The sequence below is a fragment of the Polynucleobacter wuianus genome, from assembly GCF_001659725.1.
GTDB classification, from domain to species: domain Bacteria; phylum Pseudomonadota; class Gammaproteobacteria; order Burkholderiales; family Burkholderiaceae; genus Polynucleobacter; species Polynucleobacter wuianus.
This window is the reverse complement of the sequence record NZ_CP015922.1, coordinates 879,828-898,075: the sequence shown is the minus strand read 5'-3', so window position 1 is coordinate 898,075 and position 18,248 is coordinate 879,828. Positions and strand designations below refer to the sequence as shown.

The window sequence follows — 18,248 nt, the reverse complement described above, 5'->3', positions numbered from 1 at the left end:
CTTAAACTGGGCCTCCGTACTGTTCTTCGCGAACGATACGTGGAGTAATCTCACGCGCCTCAATCGTGACAGGCTGGTAGACAACGCGCTTGAGCTCTGGGTCATAGCGCATCTCTACATTGCCGCTGATTGGGAAATCTTTTCTGAATGGATGACCAATAAAGCCGTAGTCGGTCAAGATACGACGTAAGTCTTCATGGCCTTCAAAAATAATGCCGTAAAGGTCAAACGCTTCGCGTTCAAACCAGTTAGCAGAATTCCAGACGGGAGTAATAGAGGCTACCAATGGATAGCTATTGTCTGGTGCAAATACCCGCACACGCAAACGCCAGTTATGCTCAAGTGAGAGCAAATGGCTTACAACACCAAAGCGCTGACCACTCCAAGCGCCTTCACGGAAGTCTTGATAGTCAACGCCACACAAATCAATCAACTGTTCAAAGGCAAGCGATGGATCATCACGCAACAACAAAGCTGATTCGAGATAAGTATCTGCATTGACAACAACAGTCACCTCCCCTAAAGCAATCTCAACGGACTGAATGCGCTTACCGAGAACCTTCTCGAGGTTAGCGGCTAGTTGAACTAAACGATCTGACATTGCTTAGGCCTTCCGCGCGATAGTGCTGGTGCGAGCAATCTTGGATTGCAGCTGAATAATTCCGTAGATCAACGCTTCCGCAGTAGGAGGACAACCAGGAACGTAAATATCTACTGGCACGATGCGGTCACAACCGCGAACAACTGAATAGGAGTTATGGTAATAACCACCGCCATTAGCACAGGAACCCATGGAAATAACCCAACGTGGTTCTGGCATTTGGTCATAGACCTTACGCAAGGCAGGAGCCATCTTGTTGCACAGAGTACCGGCCACAATCATCAAATCAGATTGACGCGGGGATGGACGGAAGACCACACCAAAACGGTCTAAGTCATAACGGGAAGCTCCCGCATGCATCATTTCAACTGCACAGCAGGCCAAACCAAAAGTCATTGGCCATAAAGAACCATTACGAGTCCAGTTAATTAACTGGTCTGCAGTAGTGGTAACAAATCCTTCTTTCAGAACGCCTTCTAATGCCATATCGATCACTCCCAGTCGAGAGCGCCCTTTTTCCAGATATAAACAAATCCCACAATGAATTCCAGGAGGAAGATCACCATAGAGGCGTAGCCAAACCAACCGAGATCGCGCAAAGCAACTCCCCAAGGGAATAAGAATGCAGTCTCAAGGTCAAACAAAATAAAGAGAATGGCAATTAAGTAGTAGCGCACATCAAACTTCATACGCGCATCTTCGAAGGCTTCAAAACCACACTCATATGGAGAGAGTTTTTCAGCGTCAGGCTTCGAAGGGGCCAGAATTTTTCCGAGGAACATGGGGACTAATCCCACCCCAATGCCTACGAGGATAAAAAGCAGAACAGGAAAGTAATTAGCGAGATTCAAAATGGTCCTGAGTCGTTCGTCTGGTAAATCTTCAAAACAGCAAATTATTAATTATTCCACTACATACTCTATTGATTTAGAGCAAAAACCCTAGCTAAACTTCATTTTTTTGGTGCCGACGGCGAGACTCGAACTCGCACAGCCTAAGCCACTACCCCCTCAAGATAGCGTGTCTACCAATTTCACCACGTCGGCATCTTCCAAAACCAGTCAATTCTACTGCATTGCACCACTGAACAACCCAAAAATAAGGGCAGAAAAATCCGTAAAAACCGACTTTTTTACTTAGGAACTGCTGGTTTAGTCGGGTCCTGAGTTGGTGCAACAGGTGCAGCCGGCGCCGCTGTTGGAGCCACGGTTCCGGAAAGAACGCCCGGACTCACTTCCTTCTTATTACCAATCCAAGTAATACCCAAAGTACAAATAAAAAATACTGCTGCAAAAATGGCAGTTGTATGAGATAAAAAGTTCGCAGATCCGCTAGCACCGAATAAGCTACCTGATGCGCCAGAACCAAAGGCAGCACCCATATCAGCGCCCTTACCTTGTTGCAATAGCACTAATAAGATCACAGCCAAAGCTGAAATCACCTGCAATACGATCAATAAAGTCTTAAACCATTCCACAGCTTATCTCCAAATAAAAAATCTATGCCTGGCAGATGGCTAGAAAATCTTCAGGGTTTAATGAGGCCCCTCCAACTAATCCACCATCAATATCGGGCATGGCAAACAATTCAACGGCATTATCAGGCTTGACGCTGCCGCCATACAAAATTCCCACATGAGAAGCCACATCCTCATCAAACTCTGCTAACTGCAGACGAATATGACGATGCATATCTTGTGCAACTTGAGCGCTTGCTACCTTGCCGGTACCAATAGCCCACACTGGCTCATAGGCAATCAGGCAATCAGCCAAACGATCTTGCAGAACAGAAACTTGCTTTGCAATCTGTCCACAAACAACTTCTTCAGCCCTACCAGAATTCCGCTCATCAGCAGTCTCGCCAACGCAAATTACAGGTGTCATGCCGTTATCCAAAACCTGTAGAGCTTTGGCAGCTACGACCTCATCAACTTCATGATGCATTTGACGGCGCTCTGAGTGGCCAACGATGACATACTGACAGCCCATCTCCTTAAGCATGGCTGCACTAGCTTCACCGGTATAAGCGCCGCAAGCTTGCGCGGAGGCATCTTGAGCGCCTAAGCTTAAAAAAGCCAATGAATGCTCTTTAATCAAATTGGCGCATTGAGCCAAATAGGGAAACGGTGGACATACAGCAAATTGACGACCAGCGGGCATACCACTTTCCATGCCGCGGGCAACGGTTTTAATCCAATCTTGATTACTTACAAGACTACCATTCATTTTCCAGTTGCCGATGACGATAAGTGGACGCATAGCTTGTTAACTGTTAAACCGTCAGAACAATTTTGCCGACGTGCTCAGATGACTCCATCAAGCGATGAGCATCTGCCGCTTGATCCAGCGTAAAGGTTTGATAAATCGCAGGTTTCAATTTGCCAGCATTTAATAATGGCCAAACATTGTCATAGAGCTGTTTGGTAATTTGCTTCTTAAATGACACTGGCCGTGGACGCAATGTCGATCCAGTAATGGTTAAGCGGCGGCGCAAAATTTGATTGGTACTCACTTCCGCTTTTGATCCGCCTTGTATCGCAATGATCACAATACGACCATCATCTGCCAAGCAATCAATTTCTCGTTGAACGTAAGCGCCAGTCACCATATCGAGAATGACGTTTACACCCTTACCATCAGTAGCCTTTTTCACTTCTTCGACAAAGTCTTGTGTCTTGTAATTAATGGCAAGATCTGCGCCTAACTTTAAACATGCTTTGCACTTCTCATCAGTACCAGCTGTAACAAACACCTGATGACCCATGGCCTTAGCAAGCAAAATGGCAGTAACGCCGATGCCGCTTGAACCACCTTGCACTAAGAGTGTTTCGCCATCAGATAATTCGCCACGCATGAAGACATTGCTCCATACGGTATAGAAAGTTTCAGGTAACGCTGCTGCTTCTTGATCGGTAAAACCGGTTGGATAAGGTAAACATTGGGCAATCGGCGCAGTGCAAAGATCAGCATAGCCGCCACCTTGCACCAAAGCACAAACTTTATCGCCAATCTTCAAACCAAATGCGTTATCTGCATGCGCTAAGTCACCACCAATAATTTCACCTGCAACTTCAAGGCCAGGAATGTCAGATGCACCTGCCGGTACAGGGTAATGACCTTTGCGTTGCAAAACATCAGGACGGTTAATCCCCGCAGCTAAAACCTTAATCAATACCTCGCCAGATCCAGCGGTTGGTACCGCCGGATCTGGACGAGTGGCAGGTACCAGCACCTCTGGCGCACCGAATTCTTTGATCTCAATTACACGCATTGAAAGCTCCGAAAGATCTATAGAAGTAGCTTAGGCTGTTTCGTCAGTTGCAGGAGCGGCTTCAGCATTAGCGCCAGCCAAAGGAGCGATCGTGCCACCTTCGTCAGCCATTGCAGCTTTGAGAGATAAACGCAAACGGCCACGTTCATCAGCAGCTAACAACTTCACGCGTACCACTTGGCCTTCTGCCAAATAATCTTTCACTTCTTTTACACGCTCATTTGAAATCTCAGAGATGTGCAAGAGTCCATCTTTACCAGGAAGAATGTTTACCAAAGCGCCGAATTCGAGCAGCTTGACAACTGGACCTTCGTAGATCTTGCCTACTTCAGCCTCAGCGGTAATGCCTTCGATACGTGCCTTAGCTTCAGCCATACCTTCAGCAGAGGTTGAAGCAATCGTTACTGTTCCATCATCTTTAATATCGATGCTGCAACCAGTTTCTTTAGTCAAGGCTTGAATTGTTGCGCCGCCTTTACCGATCACTTCACGAATCTTGTCTGGATGAATCTTGAATGAAACCATGCGTGGGGCATGAGCAGACAATTCTGTACGAACTGAACCCATTGCCTCTTGCATTTTGCTCAAGATGTGCAAACGACCTTCTTTGGCTTGTGCCAAAGCAACTTGCATAATTTCTTTAGTAATACCTTGTACCTTGATGTCCATCTGGAGTGCAGTAATACCGTTTGCAGTACCTGCCACCTTGAAGTCCATATCGCCTAGATGATCTTCGTCACCCAAGATATCTGTCAATACTGCAAAGCGGTTGCCATCAAGAATCAAGCCCATTGCTACACCAGCAACGTGCGCTTTAACAGGAACACCAGCATCCATCATGGCCAGGCAGCCACCGCAAACCGACGCCATAGATGAAGAACCATTGGATTCAGTGATTTCTGAAACAACACGAATGCTGTATGCAAAATCTTCTGGGTTAGGCAACACTGGAATCAATGCGCGCTTAGCCAAACGTCCGTGACCAATTTCACGACGCTTAGGGCTGCCTACGCGTCCTGTTTCGCCAGTAGCAAACGGAGGCATGTTGTAGTGGAACATGAAACGATCGCGGTATTCACCTTCGAGCGCGTCAATAATTTGCTCGTCACGTGCAGTACCCAAAGTAGCAACTACGAGAGCCTGTGTTTCACCACGAGTAAACAAAGCTGAACCGTGTGTACGTGGTAATACGCCGTTACGAATTTCAATTGGACGAACAGTACGTGTATCACGACCATCAATACGTGGCTCGCCATTCAAAATCTGGCTGCGAACAATCTTCGCTTCGATTTCGAACATGATGTCGCTCACAGCAACGGCATCAACATCACCTTCTTCAGACAATTTGGCCAATACTTCTTTTGAAATTTCTTTGAGCTTGTCTGAACGTGCACCTTTTTGACGAATCTGATATGCCTCACGCAATGGCGCTTCAGCCAAAGCGGTCACTTTAGCGATAAATGGTTCATCTTTAGGTGCAGCAGCCCAATCCCATTCTGGCTTGCCAGCTTCACGCACCAAATCATTAATAGCGTTGATTGCAGTTTGCATTTGGTCATGACCATATACAACCGCCCCAAGCATGACATCTTCAGACAATTGATTTGCTTCAGACTCAACCATCAACACAGCAGCTTGAGTGCCAGCGACGATCAAATCGAGTTCGCTAGTAGCTTGTTCTGTGCGAGTTGGGTTCAATAAATATTGACCATTAGCGTAACCAACGCGCGCAGCGCCAACTGGACCAGCAAATGGAATACCCGAAACTGCCAAAGCCGCAGAAGCAGCAATCAAAGCAGGAATATCTGCAGGAACGTCAGGATTGATAGACAACACGTGCACTACAACCTGAACTTCATTCAAGAAACCTTCTGGGAACAAAGGGCGTAATGGACGGTCGATCAAACGGGAGATTAATGTCTCACCTTCTGATGGGCGTCCTTCGCGACGGAAGAAACCACCAGGGATCTTGCCTGCTGCGTATGTTTTTTCTAAATAATCAACCGTTAATGGGAAAAAGGATTGGCCTGGCTTTGCAGACTTAGAGGCAACTACTGTACCCATCACTACGGTGTCATCTACGTTAACGATAACGGCACCACCAGATTGGCGAGCGATCTCACCAGTTTCCATCGTTACTTGATGATTGCCCCATTGAAAACTTTTTACTGCTTTTTTAAACATTGTCATTCTGATCTTCTCCAAATTGTTCACGTAAAACTCACATGAGCATTACGCTTGTCGTGGGATAAAGCAGTGTCACGACAACACTGGAGCGATTTAGGATTACAAGGGATGCCATTCCAGGGAGGCTCTGACTTCAGAAGCTCATTGGAATGACACGATCCCCTACACAAATAATCTAAAAGCGCTCAAAAAACATGCCACCTTCTTAAGACTGATTCTGCGTAGAAACAACCCTAAGTGAGATGGCATTGCAATACCGATAAGAATTACTTACGGAGACCTAATTTGTCGATCAATGCGCGATAGCGATCCAGATCTTTGCCTTTGAGGTAATCCAAGAGGCGACGGCGACGTGAAACCATCTTCAACAAACCGCGACGGCTGTGATGGTCTTTGGCGTTAGCCTTGAAATGGGGGGTTAATTCATTGATGCGGGCTGTGAGCAAAGAAACTTGCACTTCAGGACTACCCGTATCGTTTGCGCTACGCGCGTTTTCTTTGACGATTTCCGCCGTTTTGATATCAGCAACTGCCATTTTTAATACTCCTTACTTGCGAACACATGAGCTTTCACCCAATTCGTGTCGTGCGTTATTAACAAAAAACTAAAAAAGCTTTACAAATCAAAGCCCTCGAATTGTAGCAGATAGGCCCTTAAAAGAGGGAATTGCCCTTCAGATCTTGGTATTCTTATGGAATAAATAAACTACATTAATAAAATATATCTATATTAATCAATAACTTACAAAATATGAACTCAATTCTTCGCTTATTTGCAGTCCTTTTTACTCTCAGCTTTTGCTTGAACAACGCTGTTTTAGCCCAATTTTCAAACCCATTTGGCCCAAGCAAAACCATTGCCCAGCAGAAAGAAGATATTCTCAAAAAGAATGGTGAGATCTTGAAGCATCTGTATCAAGTTCAACCTAAGGCGAAGGACTTGATCGAAAAATCGATCGGGTATGCAACCTTCAGTAATTTTGGAATGAAGATCTTGATTGCTGGTGGCGGGACGGGCACTGGCGTGGTAATTAATAAATCCTCCAAGAGGCCGGTCTACATGGATATGGCTGAGGTGCAGGCAGGACTGGGTCTTGGTATTAAATCTTTTCAGAATATTTTTATCTTTCAAACAGAAGCTGCACTGAATGACTTTGTAAATTCAGGATGGACTTTTGGTGGACAGGTCACTGCAGCAGCAAAATACGACAAAGATGGCGCCTCATACCAAGACGCTACAGTTGTTGCACCTGGAGTTTTGATGTACCAGTTAACCGACACAGGCCTTGCCGCTGAAATCACCGGCAAGGGAACCAAGTATTACAAAGACTCTGATCTAAATAAATAACACTCTCGAGCAGCTCTCTTAAGGAGTCATTTGTGCATTAAGTTTCGCTTGGCTTGGATCATGGAGCTTATTTAAGGCAGATAAATAGGCCTTTGCTGAGGCAGCAATGATGTCGGGGTCAGTTCCAACGCCATTCACAATGCGACCACCCTTAGATAAGCGCACCGTTACCTCGCCCTGAGACTGTGTGCCAGAAGTAATTGCATTGACCGAATAAAGTAACTGCTCTGCACCACTTCTGGCAATCTCTTCAATCGCGTTCAAGCTGGCATCTACAGGGCCGTTACCTTCAGCCTCTGAGCTTACTTCTTTATCACCCATACGGAATGTCACACGTGATTTAGGACGCTCACCTGTTTCAGAATGCTGGCTCAGGGAAATGAAGTGGTAGTACTCACCCTCCTCTGCCGCTGCTGAGTCCGACATGATGGCGATGATGTCTTCATCAAAGATTTCGGCTTTTTGATCTGCCAATGCTTTGAACCTTGCAAACGCCTCATTAACATCAGCCTCTGCTTCAACAGTAATGCCCAACTCCTGCAAACGCTGCTTAAATGCGTTTCGGCCAGACAATTTACCCAACACAATTTTGTTAGTAGACCAACCTACATCTTCTGCGCGCATGATTTCATAGGTTTCCCGGTTTTTTAAAATCCCATCTTGGTGAATACCTGATGCATGAGCAAACGCATTTGCACCGACAACTGCTTTATTAGGCTGCACCACAAAGCCAGTGATCTGGGAAACCAACTTAGAGGCTGGAACAATTTGACTTGCATCGATACCGCAAACCATATCGAAGTAATCCTTGCGAGTACGCAAGGACATCACAATCTCTTCCAAGGCCGTATTACCGGCACGCTCACCTAAGCCATTGATGGTGCACTCGATTTGGCGAGCGCCACCAATTTTTACGCCAGCCAGGGAGTTCGCAACAGCCATACCTAAATCATTATGGCAATGGACAGACCAAACAGCCTTATCAGAGTTTGGTACGCGGGTACGCAAAGTCTTAATAAACTCACCATACAACTCTGGGGTTGCATAACCTACAGTGTCGGGAATATTGATGGTAGATGCGCCTTCATTAATAACGGCCTCTACCACTCTGCACAAAAAATCCATTTCTGAGCGATAACCATCTTCTGCAGAGAACTCAATATCAGCCGCTAAGTTTCTGGCAAAGCGGATTGAGCGTTTCGCCTGCTCCAAGACTTCCTCTGGAGACATGCGCAATTTCACTGCCATGTGCAATGGGCTAGTCGCCAAGAAAGCATGAATCCGTTTAGCGGTTGCGGCCTTCAACGCATCGGCGGCTCGAGTGATGTCCTTATCATTTGCTCTCGCTAATGAACAGACAATCGAATCTTTGACAGCAGCTGCCACAGCTGAGATGGCCTGAAAGTCACCTTCAGAACTGGCAGCGAAACCAGCTTCAATTACATCCACTTTGAGCCGCTCGAGTTGACGAGCAATGCGAACCTTTTCATCCTTGGTCATCGATGCGCCAGGGGATTGCTCGCCATCACGCAAGGTGGTGTCAAAAATGATTACTTTGTCACTCATCACTACTCTCCAGTTTGAATTACTTATTGATTCGTTAACCGCTATTTAATAATTCTGTATTGCCATCCTAAAAACAAAAACCCCAGCAAATTGCTGGGGCTGGTATTGGTGGTTAATGGATTTTGTTTATCTCATCAACTCAGGCCTTACCCGCCCCAAGCTTGGTGCTTAGTGCCAGTAGAAGGAGGCCAGATAAAGGTGAGAAATTCATCAACATGGGATTAATATACCCCAAAAATACGGAATTAGCTAAAACGTTTGCCGCTGAGATGTTCCCAGGCCCAAATGACATAACCCGAGATAGAATACACCACAAACAAGCCAAACAGTGTTAACGGCGGATTGGAGGAGATTAGGACGAAGGTCAAAATCAATAGAACCATGACACCAAAAGGCACGCGGTAACGAACATCTAAGGCTTTACCGCTGTAAAAACGGGCGTTCGAGACCATTGTGAGGCCAGCGTAAACGGCAATTAAAAAGGTAATCCAAGGAATTGCTGTGTCACGTACTGGAATCTTATTGTCGTCAGCTAACCAGATAAAACCTGCAATTAAAGAGCCGGCCGCTGGACTTGGCAAACCCTGAAAGAATTTCTTATCTACTACACCAGTATTTACGTTAAAACGCGCTAAACGCAAAGCAGCGCCCGCACAATAAGTAAAGGCTGCTAACCAGCCCCACTTACCTAAATCTTTTAGCGCCCATTCATAGGCAACTAAGGCAGGAGCAACGCCGAAGGACACCATATCAGCTAGAGAATCATATTGCTCGCCAAACGCGCTTTGCGTATTGGTCATCCGCGCAACACGACCATCCATGCCATCTAAGACTAATGAGGCAAAAATAGCAATTGCTGCTATTTCGAATTGATGATTCATTGCATTCACAATGGCAAAGAAGCCACTGAACAATGCTGCCGTAGTAAAAGCATTAGGCAACAGGTAAATACCTTTACTGCGCAGACGCGGTTTTGGCGGATGCAATTCCTCTACTTCATAATCAACGCCATCACCCAAAGCATCGGCCCACTCTGCTTGAGTAGGCTCAGTGCGTCTATGAGTTAAACGACTGCGATCAATGCGGCCACGACGGCGAAAAGTAGTCAAAGCATTTCCCGAGAAAAGATTTGAATCAATCTAAGCCTGGCACACGGGCCAAAGCAGTATTGGTTGCAAATACTTTATCACCAACAGAAACCAATGGCTCTGCGCTTAGGGGTAAATACACATCCACACGAGAACCAAAGCGAATAAATCCGTAGCGCTCACCTGCTTTTAGGCGATCACCCACATGGATATAACAAAGAATGCGACGTGCAATCAGGCCGGCCACTTGAACTAAGGTCACAGTTTGACCGTTAGCATCAATGACTACAGCGTTGCGTTCATTTTCAGTAGATGCTTTATCCAAATCGGCATTCACGAACTTCCCTGGGAAATATTGAATCTCCCTAACTAAGCCATTGACCGCACTACGATTGGAATGCACATTAAAAACATTCATGAAAACGCTAATTTTAAGCGCTTCACGTCCAGCATACGGATCATTTGTAGTTTCAACAACCACAATACGTCCATCAGCAGGGGATAAAACGAGATCACGACCTAAGGCAGGAATACGCTGTGGATCACGAAAGAACTGCAGAACAAAGACAAAAATGATCCACAAAGGCCATGACCATGCAATCCCACCAAAGTGGTGAACCAACAAAGTCACTACCCCCACTAGCGCTAAATAGGGCCAACCTTCTTTCGCAATAATGGGGTGTGGATACATCATCTTTGTTCTGAGCCTTTTTAAGTACTTCTATTTATGGATGCTGAATTCTTAGCTTAGTTTTTCGTTTGATCAACTAATTTGTTCTTCGCAATCCAAGGCATCATCGCGCGGAGTTTTGCACCAACAACTTCGATGTCATGCTCTGCATTCAAACGACGACGTGAAATCAATGTTGGAGCACCAGCCTTGTTCTCAAGGATGAAGCTCTTAGCATATTCACCAGTCTGAATGTCTTTGAGACACTGACGCATTGCATTTTTAGTATCTTCAGTTACAACACGTGGACCTGTTACGTACTCACCATACTCTGCATTGTTAGAGATGGAATAGTTCATGTTCGCAATACCACCTTCGTAGATCAAGTCAACGATCAACTTGAGCTCATGCAAGCATTCAAAGTAAGCCATCTCAGGAGCGTAACCCGCTTCAACCAAAGTTTCAAAACCAGCTTTAATCAACTCAACAGCACCACCGCACAGAACAGCCTGTTCACCGAACAAGTCAGTTTCAGTTTCTTCACGGAAATTGGTTTCGATAATGCCAGCACGACCGCCACCGTTTGCAGTTGCATATGACAACGCAACATCACGTGCTGAGCCAGATTTATCTTGGTATACAGCGATCAAATGAGGAACGCCGCCACCTTGTGAGTATGTGCCACGTACAGTGTGACCAGGTGCCTTAGGAGCGATCATGATCACATCCAAGTCAGCACGTGGCTGAACTTGACCGTAGTGAACATTAAAGCCATGAGCAAATGCAAGAGCTGCACCCTGCTTAATATTGCCGTGCACTTCTTTGTTGTAAACGTCAGCAATTTGCTCGTCTGGCAACAACATCATCACTACATCAGCATCTTTAACTGCTTCGCCAACTTCTTTTACAGTCAAACCTGCATTTGCAGCTTTGCTCCAGGAAGCGCCGTTCTTACGCAAACCAACAGTCACGTTACAGCCTGAATCTTTAAGATTCAATGCGTGAGCATGACCTTGTGAACCGTAACCAATAATGGTGACTTTCTTGCCCTTAATGAGGGACAAATCTGCATCTTTATCGTAAAAAACTTTCATGCTCTTTCCTTGTTTTGAAAAATATTGTTATTAGATTAATAAATCAGTTAGAAAATTAAACTTTCAAGATGCGCTCGCCGCGACCAATTCCGGATCCGCCAGAGCGAACTGTTTCCAGAATGGATGCGCGATCGATCGAATCAATAAATGCGTCTAACTTAGCGCCATCACCAGTCAATTCGATGGTGTAACTCTTATCAGTCACATCAATGATGCGACCACGGAAGATATCAGTAGTACGTTTGAGCTCTTCACGCTCCTTACCAACTGCGCGTACTTTAATCATCATGAGCTCACGCTCAATATGAGGACCTTCGCTCAAATCAAATACTTTCACCACTTCAACCAGACGGTTTAAGTGCTTGGTGATTTGCTCGATGACATCATCAGAACCAAAGGTAACGATGGTCATGCGAGATAAAGATGGATCTTCGGTTGGCGCCACGCTTAAAGTATCAATGTTGTAACCGCGAGCTGAGAATAAACCCACTACACGCGACAAAGCACCTGGTTCGTTCTCAATTAATACAGAAATAATGTGTCGCATTACAGATCCTCACTACCCAAAAGCATTTCAGTGATTCCCTTGCCCGCTTGAACCATAGGCCAAACGTTTTCTTCTGGATCAGTTTGGAAATCCATAAACACAGTGCGATCTTTTAAGCGAATTGCTTCCTTGAGTGCGCCCTCAACATCCGATTTTTTCTCAATGCGCATACCCACGTGGCCAAAGGCTTCTGCCAACTTCACAAAGTCAGGCAAAGAATCCATGTATGAGCTTGAATAACGCTTGTTATAAGTGAGTTCCTGCCATTGACGAACCATACCTAAATAACGGTTGTTCAATGACACGATCTTTACTGGTGTGTTGTATTGCTTACAAGTAGATAGCTCCTGAATGCACATCTGGATTGAACCTTCACCGGTAATCGCAAATACGTCTTTATCAGGGAAGGCCTTCTTGATACCCATTGCGTATGGCAAGCCCACACCCATGGTGCCAAGACCACCAGAGTTAATCCAGCGACGTGGCTGATCAAACTTATAAAACTGTGCAGCCCACATTTGATGCTGGCCAACATCAGAAGTGATGAATGCATCACCTCCCGTAAGCTCCCACAATTTTTGAACCACATACTGTGGCTTCACAATTTGAGATGCCTCGTCGTATTTCAAGCAATCTTTTTTGCGCCATTCGTTAATCTGATCCCACCAAGCAGCAACCTTGTCACCGTTCTTGCGTGGACCAGCAGCCTTCAATTGCGCAGTCATCTCAACCAATACTTCCTTAAGATTGCCAACGATTGGAACATCTACCTTCACGCGCTTAGAAATAACGGAAGGATCGATATCAATGTGGATGATCTTGCGTGGATGACTTGCAAAGTGTTGCGTATTGCCGATCACTCGGTCATCAAAACGTGCGCCAATGGCAATCAACACATCGCTGTGTTGCATCGCCATATTGGCTTCGTAAGTTCCATGCATACCGAGCATGCCCAAAAACTGTGGGCTGGTACCTGGGAAGCCACCAAGACCCATTAAGGTATTGGTAACGGGGTAACCCAACAGGTCTGCAAACTCTTTAAGCTCAGGTGCCGCATCGGCAAGAATGATGCCGCCACCGGTATAGATATAGGGGCGCTCTGCTTCTTGTAATAAAGCAATTGCCTTACGAATCTGGCCACTATGACCCTTTACCACTGGATTATAAGAGCGCATCTCTAAAGTTTCCGGATAGACAAAAGGACCTTTAGCGGCAGATACATCTTTTGGAATATCAATCAACACAGGACCTGGGCGCCCAGTCTGCGCAATATGAAATGCCTTCTTCAGTACCAAAGGCAAATCTTTCACATCCTTCACAAGGAAGTTGTGTTTAACAATTGGACGTGTAATACCAACCGTATCGGCCTCTTGGAAAGCATCTTCACCAATTGCGTAGGTTGGCACGTTACCGCTGATGATCACCATTGGGATCGAATCGGTATAAGCAGTAGCAATACCTGTAACTGCATTGGTCACACCTGGGCCCGACGTCACTAATGCAACACCAACCTTACCGGTTGCGCGAGCATAACCATCAGCAGCATGAACAGCCGCTTGTTCATGGCGAACCAAAATGTGCTCAAACTTATCTTGTTTAAAAATTTCGTCGTAGATAAAGAGAACTGAACCTCCTGGGTATCCCCAGACGTATTCAACACCCTCTTTGTGCAGTGCATGCACAAGCATTTCAGCACCAATCATTTCTGGAGGCGCTACTACGGGATTTGTATTTGAGTCTTTGTTAGCTTTAGTAGCTAAAAATTCGGCGCTGCTTGTATTCATTTTCTTTCGTCCTTTGCAATTTTCGGCAAAAAATTGTTTGGTCTGTTCTATCTCCTGCTTATGGCCTGAGTTCGAACGGCGCTGCTACCGGAAAAACCACTTCTTGAATGAGAATCTAGGTAGTAAGCCCTATATTCTATAGCAATCCCCTAAAATGGCTCAATTCTTACCGATTCAGGTGTAATCGACTGCATGGCATCAGCCCAAGAACTATCTGACTTTCTGAGTAGCATCGAGCAGCGCGCCTTCAAGCAGGCCGTGTATGCCGTGCGTGATGACGATGCTGCGCTAGATATTGTTCAAGATGCCATGATCAAGCTTGCAGAAAAATACGGTGATAGGCCTGTTGCAGAACTACCCCTGGTTTTCACCAGAATTCTTCAGAACCGCATTCACGACTGGTTTAGGCGCCAAAAAGTCAGAAATGCTTGGGTCACCCTGTTTTCTAGCATGGGCCGGAAAACAGATGAAAACGATGATTTTGACCCCTTAGAGTCACTTTCAGCCCCAGATGACAGTCAAATTCACCAAGATGGGTCGCAAAAGCTTGAGCAAAGTCAGCTTTTACAGGCTTTGGAGTCAGAGATAGCTAAATTACCTGTACGTCAACGAGAAGCCTTCCTGATGCGTTATTGGGATGAGCTAAGTATTACTGAGACTGCCAAAGCGATGAGTTGTAGCGAGGGCAGTGTTAAAACGCATTGTTCTAGAGCAACACAAACCTTAGCTAAAGCATTGAAATTAAAAGGAATTACCTTGTGAAACACCTTGATGAAGCCCTAAGCCAGACCCAAGCCGACCAATTTGGTCGAGCCAGTGCCGCCCTGTTGACCCAGAGCGCCCAAAGCCTGCCAGCTGGCATCAAAGACCGCCTACATGCCGCTCGCATGAAGGCCTTGTCCGTTCGCAAGGCGGAAAAAGTACACATTGAAAAACCTGTTTTTGCAGGCGTCATGGGAAGCTTTTCCTCAGGCTCAAATGGTTTATGGGACACAGTTGGCTGGGCAGCACCTTTAGTTGTTCTTGTATTTGGACTCATTGGTATTGCTCAATGGCAAAACGATTCCCGTATTACTGATATCGCTGAAGTCGATGCAGCACTTCTTACAGATGATGTTCCGCCAGATGCTTACGCTGACAGTGGCTTTATGGCATTCCTTAAAAACGGACCACTCTCTGACTCCGAAGATAGCGCCTCTGATTTGTCTACCGGCAAGTAAGTAGTTATAGCCAATGCTTCAAGCAGTAAAGACACCCATCATCAACACCTTTCTGGTGCTGGTAGCAAGCACCTTCTTTTTAGGTGCGTCGTTTAGTCATGCTCAGATAGCTAACGGTAGTGCTCACGGCAAAACCGCAGCCATCCCCACTAAAACTCCAGACGGTACATGGGATGGTTTAAATCTAGCCCAGCAAAAAATTCTAGCGCCACTGGAAAGCGATTGGGATTACATGCTTCCAGATAGTCGCAAGAAATGGATTTACGTTGCTAATCTTTATCCAAAAATGAGTACGCAAGACCAAGATCGTTTGCAATCCAGAATGATTAGCTGGTCTAACCTGTCACAAAAAGATCGTCGTATTGCGCGTGAAAATTATTTAGCGAGCCTCAAATTTCCGGCAGAGAAAAAAGCAGAAGCTTGGAGTGCTTATCAAAAACTGAGTGATGAACAAAAGAAAAAATTAGCTGAGATGGAAGCTAAGAAAAAACCCAATGCAATTAATGCTCCAACCCTACAGCAGCACAACATTAAACAGGAAACCACTCCACCACCCCCCGCCCCAAGACCTAGAGCAGTGGTGCCTGAAGCCGTGCCTACTAATGTTCCTACCAGCACAGAGTCGCAGTAAGTTGTAGATTAATGCAGGGTTCGTGGTACTTGACCCTGCAATCCTAAAGCCTTCTCGAGAAAATCTTCCTCATCATCAGCATCATCATTGGGCATACCAAAGGTGAAGTTCTCACCACCTTCTGGGTGGCGATTTTCAATTTCATCTTCAGTAGCTACGCGCACATCTTCAACCTGTACCCAAAAACGCAATGCCATTCCAGCTAATGGATGATTACCATCTAACACAACCTGATTGTCAGCCACATCAGTAACGGTATAGATCAAAGGCTCATCGTCCACATCCTCAGAATCATCTGCGGAGGCAGAAACGCCATCAGAACTTTCCTCAGCATCAGAGTCGGGTACGCCTTCAAATTGCATACCCACTTCTAGTGGCTCAGGAAAACGTGTGCGTGGCTCAATCTTTAGCAACTCAGGGTCGTACTCACCGAAAGCCTCATTTGGCTCTAACTGAATCGTTGCCTCGTAACCGATATCTTGACCATCTAATAAAGACTCAATTTTGGGGAAAGTGCCCTCGTAGCCACCGTGCAGGTATACCATCGGAGAATCAGGTTCCTCGATGACATTGTTTTGTGCATCAGTTAGCTTATATCGAAGGGATACGATGGTATTTTTTTCAATCTTCATGCGTAATTTGTCGTACATTCGTTTTTAATGAGTTAACACTAGCCTTTACTTTATGACTTCATTTTACTTGAGCAAGCCCTATCAACCGCCCCAAGCACCCCAAAACCTGCCTTTAAACGTGCCTTGGCCACTCTTTGGTGGAATTAGCCCAGATCAGTTTATGAAGCGGTATTGGCATAAAAAGCCACTACTGGTTCGAGGAGCGATTCCAGCATTTGGACTCTCAATAAAGCAAAACGAAGCCCTGGGAAGCCCAATCTCCTTAGAAGAATTGGTCCAATTTGCAGATCAAGAAGAAGTGGAATCACGCCTTATCCAATCCAAACCATGGCGCTTTGATCATGGACCCTTTCAGAAAAAATTCATCCCCAATGCAGACAAGCCTGATTGGGCTTTATTACTACAAGGCATGGAAGCGCATCACCCAGCAGCCGCAAAAATACTGTCTTGGTTTCGTTTTATTCCCGATGCACGCTTAGATGATCTAATGATCAGCGTTGCTGGAATTGGTGGTGGCGTTGGACCACACTTTGATTCCTACGACGTTTTCCTGATTCAAATGTCGGGTAGAAGACAGTGGCGCATTTCGGAACAAAAAGATTTAAGCCTCAACCCAAAACTCCCGCTAAAGATTTTGCAGAAATTTCAATGCGAGCAGGAATGGGTACTTGAGCCCGGAGATATGCTTTACCTTCCACCCCATATTGCGCATGATGGAATTGCTCTAGATTCTGGATGTCAAACATGGTCTGTTGGGTTCCGCTCACCAAGTTATAAAGAATTACTTCAAGAAGGCTTGTGGCGTCTTGCCGAATCCCTAGAAGAAATTCCTGATTTAGAAAAAAAGTTTGCCGATCCTAAACAAGTTGCTACCGCATGTGCCGAACAACTACCAGCAGAACTGATCACACAACTGAAAAGACAGCTAGAACGACTTCAGCTCAATCGCATTGACACCCTACTCCCTGGAATTACCGCATACCTTTCCGAACCAAAGCAACAAGCATTTTTTAATGCTCCTAAAAACCCATTAAGTCCAAGTAAATTTCTCAAAAAACTAGCCATCGCGGCTCTTGTTCCAAAGCCCCAAACCCGCATTTTGAGCCTTGGAAATGAGGTTTTTTGTAACGGGGACAATATGAGCAAAAATCAGTCCGTAGCGGTGAATTCAGCCTGGGCAGAGCTTTCTGCAAATAAGCGCCTCAAAACCCAGAGACTAAAAAGTATCGACAAAACAAGCCTGTACGAAGCCTACCTGGCTGGCTGGCTAGATTTTGAGGATTCAAGATCTAGGTAGCTATAATAATTACAGGAAACTACCTAAGGATTTTCCCTCGGTATATCCCACAACAATTATCGATAATTGGTGTTTAATTTTTTTAAGAGGAAATTACAAATGAAGAAGTCACTCGTATTCGCTGCAATGTTAGCTATCGCTTTGGCCGCTTGTGGTAAAAAAGAAGAAGCAAAACCTGCTGAAGCTCCTGCTGCTGCTCCTGCTGCACCTGCTGCTGAAGCTCCTGCTGCTGCAGCTCCAGCCGCTCCTGCTGCTGATGCTAAGAAGTAATCTTCTTCTTGAAGAAAAAAAGCCGCTGAAAAGCGGCTTTTTT

21 protein-coding genes and 1 tRNA gene are annotated in these 18,248 nt (G+C 45.6%); 6 read left to right on the top strand and 16 right to left on the bottom strand.

Going from position 1 to position 18,248, the window contains the following annotated elements; all coding sequences use genetic code 11:
• Position 1: 1 nt before the first annotated feature.
• From A8O14_RS04745 to rpsO, 9 genes are all read right to left on the bottom strand, one after another.
• Complete coding sequence (locus A8O14_RS04745) at positions 2-601, bottom strand: NADH-quinone oxidoreductase subunit C (protein ID WP_068948475.1); 600 nt, start codon at positions 599-601, stop codon at positions 2-4.
• A 3-nt stretch (positions 602-604) separates the two neighbouring features.
• Positions 605-1,087, bottom strand: a complete 483-nt coding sequence (locus tag A8O14_RS04740) for a NuoB/complex I 20 kDa subunit family protein (protein WP_011902891.1) — start codon at positions 1,085-1,087, stop codon at positions 605-607.
• Between the two features lie 5 nt (positions 1,088-1,092).
• Complete coding sequence (locus A8O14_RS04735; protein WP_068948474.1) at positions 1,093-1,452, bottom strand: NADH-quinone oxidoreductase subunit A; 360 nt, start codon at positions 1,450-1,452, stop codon at positions 1,093-1,095.
• A 110-nt stretch (positions 1,453-1,562) separates the two neighbouring features.
• Positions 1,563-1,647: transfer RNA gene (locus A8O14_RS04730), tRNA-Leu, on the bottom strand.
• A gap of 86 nt (positions 1,648-1,733) precedes the next feature.
• Positions 1,734-2,078 (bottom strand): preprotein translocase subunit SecG, encoded by a 345-nt coding sequence (secG, locus tag A8O14_RS04725; protein WP_068948473.1) that lies wholly within the window; start codon positions 2,076-2,078, stop codon positions 1,734-1,736.
• A 22-nt stretch (positions 2,079-2,100) separates the two neighbouring features.
• Positions 2,101-2,859 carry a triose-phosphate isomerase gene (gene tpiA, locus A8O14_RS04720; protein ID WP_071608671.1) on the bottom strand — a complete coding sequence of 253 codons (759 nt, stop codon included), beginning with the start codon at positions 2,857-2,859 and terminating at the stop codon, positions 2,101-2,103.
• A 13-nt stretch (positions 2,860-2,872) separates the two neighbouring features.
• Positions 2,873-3,871 carry an NAD(P)H-quinone oxidoreductase gene (locus A8O14_RS04715; RefSeq protein WP_068948471.1) on the bottom strand — a complete coding sequence of 333 codons (999 nt, stop codon included), beginning with the start codon at positions 3,869-3,871 and terminating at the stop codon, positions 2,873-2,875.
• A 30-nt stretch (positions 3,872-3,901) separates the two neighbouring features.
• Entirely contained in the window at positions 3,902-6,061 is a 2,160-nt protein-coding gene (pnp, locus tag A8O14_RS04710) for a polyribonucleotide nucleotidyltransferase (protein WP_068948470.1), read from the bottom strand.
• Positions 6,062-6,324: 263 nt separating this feature from the next.
• Entirely contained in the window at positions 6,325-6,594 is a 270-nt protein-coding gene (rpsO, locus tag A8O14_RS04705) for a 30S ribosomal protein S15 (protein WP_068948469.1), read from the bottom strand.
• 215 nt (positions 6,595-6,809) lie between these two features.
• Between rpsO and A8O14_RS04700 the strand changes: the two genes are divergently transcribed.
• Positions 6,810-7,406 (top strand): lipid-binding SYLF domain-containing protein, encoded by a 597-nt coding sequence (locus tag A8O14_RS04700; protein WP_068948468.1) that lies wholly within the window; start codon positions 6,810-6,812, stop codon positions 7,404-7,406.
• A gap of 18 nt (positions 7,407-7,424) precedes the next feature.
• Here A8O14_RS04700 and A8O14_RS04695 read toward each other — a convergent pair whose 3' ends face one another.
• From A8O14_RS04695 to A8O14_RS04670, 6 genes are all read right to left on the bottom strand, one after another.
• Entirely contained in the window at positions 7,425-8,972 is a 1,548-nt protein-coding gene (locus A8O14_RS04695) for a 2-isopropylmalate synthase (RefSeq protein WP_068948467.1), read from the bottom strand.
• A gap of 245 nt (positions 8,973-9,217) precedes the next feature.
• A complete protein-coding gene (gene pssA / locus A8O14_RS04690; RefSeq protein ID WP_068948466.1) occupies positions 9,218-10,081 on the bottom strand; it encodes a CDP-diacylglycerol--serine O-phosphatidyltransferase in 864 nt (287 codons plus the stop codon).
• Between the two features lie 25 nt (positions 10,082-10,106).
• Positions 10,107-10,754 (bottom strand): phosphatidylserine decarboxylase, encoded by a 648-nt coding sequence (locus tag A8O14_RS04685; protein WP_068948465.1) that lies wholly within the window; start codon positions 10,752-10,754, stop codon positions 10,107-10,109.
• A gap of 53 nt (positions 10,755-10,807) precedes the next feature.
• On the bottom strand, positions 10,808-11,824 hold the full coding sequence (ilvC, locus tag A8O14_RS04680) for a ketol-acid reductoisomerase (protein ID WP_068948464.1): 1,017 nt from the start codon (positions 11,822-11,824) through the stop codon (positions 10,808-10,810).
• Positions 11,825-11,879: 55 nt separating this feature from the next.
• Complete coding sequence (gene ilvN, locus A8O14_RS04675; protein WP_011902903.1) at positions 11,880-12,371, bottom strand: acetolactate synthase small subunit; 492 nt, start codon at positions 12,369-12,371, stop codon at positions 11,880-11,882.
• Complete coding sequence (locus tag A8O14_RS04670; RefSeq protein WP_068948463.1) at positions 12,371-14,155, bottom strand: acetolactate synthase 3 catalytic subunit; 1,785 nt, start codon at positions 14,153-14,155, stop codon at positions 12,371-12,373. Before A8O14_RS04670 ends, ilvN begins: the two co-directional genes overlap by 1 nt.
• A 192-nt stretch (positions 14,156-14,347) precedes the next feature.
• On the opposite strand from A8O14_RS04670, the gene A8O14_RS04665 reads away from it, so the two are divergent.
• The 3 genes from A8O14_RS04665 to A8O14_RS04655 are packed head-to-tail and all read left to right on the top strand — an operon-like array spanning position 14,348 to position 16,006.
• Positions 14,348-14,917 carry an RNA polymerase sigma factor gene (locus A8O14_RS04665; RefSeq protein ID WP_068948462.1) on the top strand — a complete coding sequence of 190 codons (570 nt, stop codon included), beginning with the start codon at positions 14,348-14,350 and terminating at the stop codon, positions 14,915-14,917.
• Complete coding sequence (locus A8O14_RS04660; protein WP_068948461.1) at positions 14,914-15,375, top strand: DUF3619 family protein; 462 nt, start codon at positions 14,914-14,916, stop codon at positions 15,373-15,375. The genes A8O14_RS04665 and A8O14_RS04660 overlap by 4 nt, the downstream gene beginning before the upstream one ends.
• 13 nt (positions 15,376-15,388) lie before the next feature.
• Positions 15,389-16,006 (top strand): DUF3106 domain-containing protein, encoded by a 618-nt coding sequence (locus A8O14_RS04655; protein WP_068948460.1) that lies wholly within the window; start codon positions 15,389-15,391, stop codon positions 16,004-16,006.
• 8 nt (positions 16,007-16,014) lie between these two features.
• Here A8O14_RS04655 and A8O14_RS04650 read toward each other — a convergent pair whose 3' ends face one another.
• Positions 16,015-16,638 (bottom strand): FKBP-type peptidyl-prolyl cis-trans isomerase, encoded by a 624-nt coding sequence (locus A8O14_RS04650; RefSeq protein ID WP_068949714.1) that lies wholly within the window; start codon positions 16,636-16,638, stop codon positions 16,015-16,017.
• 52 nt (positions 16,639-16,690) lie between these two features.
• Here A8O14_RS04650 and A8O14_RS04645 point away from each other — a divergent pair, with 52 nt between their 5' ends.
• Complete coding sequence (locus tag A8O14_RS04645; RefSeq protein WP_068948459.1) at positions 16,691-17,935, top strand: cupin domain-containing protein; 1,245 nt, start codon at positions 16,691-16,693, stop codon at positions 17,933-17,935.
• Between the two features lie 99 nt (positions 17,936-18,034).
• Positions 18,035-18,205, top strand: a complete 171-nt coding sequence (locus A8O14_RS11860; RefSeq protein WP_191904673.1) for a hypothetical protein — start codon at positions 18,035-18,037, stop codon at positions 18,203-18,205.
• Positions 18,206-18,248: the final 43 nt, after the last annotated feature.

What these genes read in the sequence shown, in the direction of transcription:
- pnp (WP_068948470.1), bottom strand. Translation starts at nt 6,061, where the DNA reads ATGACAATGTTTAAAAAAGCAGTAAAAAGTTTTCAATGGGGCAATCAT.
- ilvC (WP_068948464.1), bottom strand. Translation starts at nt 11,824, where the DNA reads ATGAAAGTTTTTTACGATAAAGATGCAGATTTGTCCCTCATTAAGGGC.
- A8O14_RS04685 (WP_068948465.1), bottom strand. Translation starts at nt 10,754, where the DNA reads ATGATGTATCCACACCCCATTATTGCGAAAGAAGGTTGGCCCTATTTA.
- A8O14_RS04645 (WP_068948459.1), top strand. Translation starts at nt 16,691, where the DNA reads ATGACTTCATTTTACTTGAGCAAGCCCTATCAACCGCCCCAAGCACCC.
- A8O14_RS04665 (WP_068948462.1), top strand. Translation starts at nt 14,348, where the DNA reads ATGGCATCAGCCCAAGAACTATCTGACTTTCTGAGTAGCATCGAGCAG.
- A8O14_RS04715 (WP_068948471.1), bottom strand. Translation starts at nt 3,871, where the DNA reads ATGCGTGTAATTGAGATCAAAGAATTCGGTGCGCCAGAGGTGCTGGTA.
- A8O14_RS04740 (WP_011902891.1), bottom strand. Translation starts at nt 1,087, where the DNA reads ATGGCATTAGAAGGCGTTCTGAAAGAAGGATTTGTTACCACTACTGCA.
- A8O14_RS04650 (WP_068949714.1), bottom strand. Translation starts at nt 16,638, where the DNA reads ATGAAGATTGAAAAAAATACCATCGTATCCCTTCGATATAAGCTAACT.
- A8O14_RS11860 (WP_191904673.1), top strand. Translation starts at nt 18,035, where the DNA reads ATGAAGAAGTCACTCGTATTCGCTGCAATGTTAGCTATCGCTTTGGCC.
- A8O14_RS04655 (WP_068948460.1), top strand. Translation starts at nt 15,389, where the DNA reads ATGCTTCAAGCAGTAAAGACACCCATCATCAACACCTTTCTGGTGCTG.
- A8O14_RS04670 (WP_068948463.1), bottom strand. Translation starts at nt 14,155, where the DNA reads ATGAATACAAGCAGCGCCGAATTTTTAGCTACTAAAGCTAACAAAGAC.
- ilvN (WP_011902903.1), bottom strand. Translation starts at nt 12,371, where the DNA reads ATGCGACACATTATTTCTGTATTAATTGAGAACGAACCAGGTGCTTTG.
- A8O14_RS04745 (WP_068948475.1), bottom strand. Translation starts at nt 601, where the DNA reads ATGTCAGATCGTTTAGTTCAACTAGCCGCTAACCTCGAGAAGGTTCTC.
- A8O14_RS04700 (WP_068948468.1), top strand. Translation starts at nt 6,810, where the DNA reads ATGAACTCAATTCTTCGCTTATTTGCAGTCCTTTTTACTCTCAGCTTT.
- tpiA (WP_071608671.1), bottom strand. Translation starts at nt 2,859, where the DNA reads ATGCGTCCACTTATCGTCATCGGCAACTGGAAAATGAATGGTAGTCTT.
- rpsO (WP_068948469.1), bottom strand. Translation starts at nt 6,594, where the DNA reads ATGGCAGTTGCTGATATCAAAACGGCGGAAATCGTCAAAGAAAACGCG.
- A8O14_RS04695 (WP_068948467.1), bottom strand. Translation starts at nt 8,972, where the DNA reads ATGAGTGACAAAGTAATCATTTTTGACACCACCTTGCGTGATGGCGAG.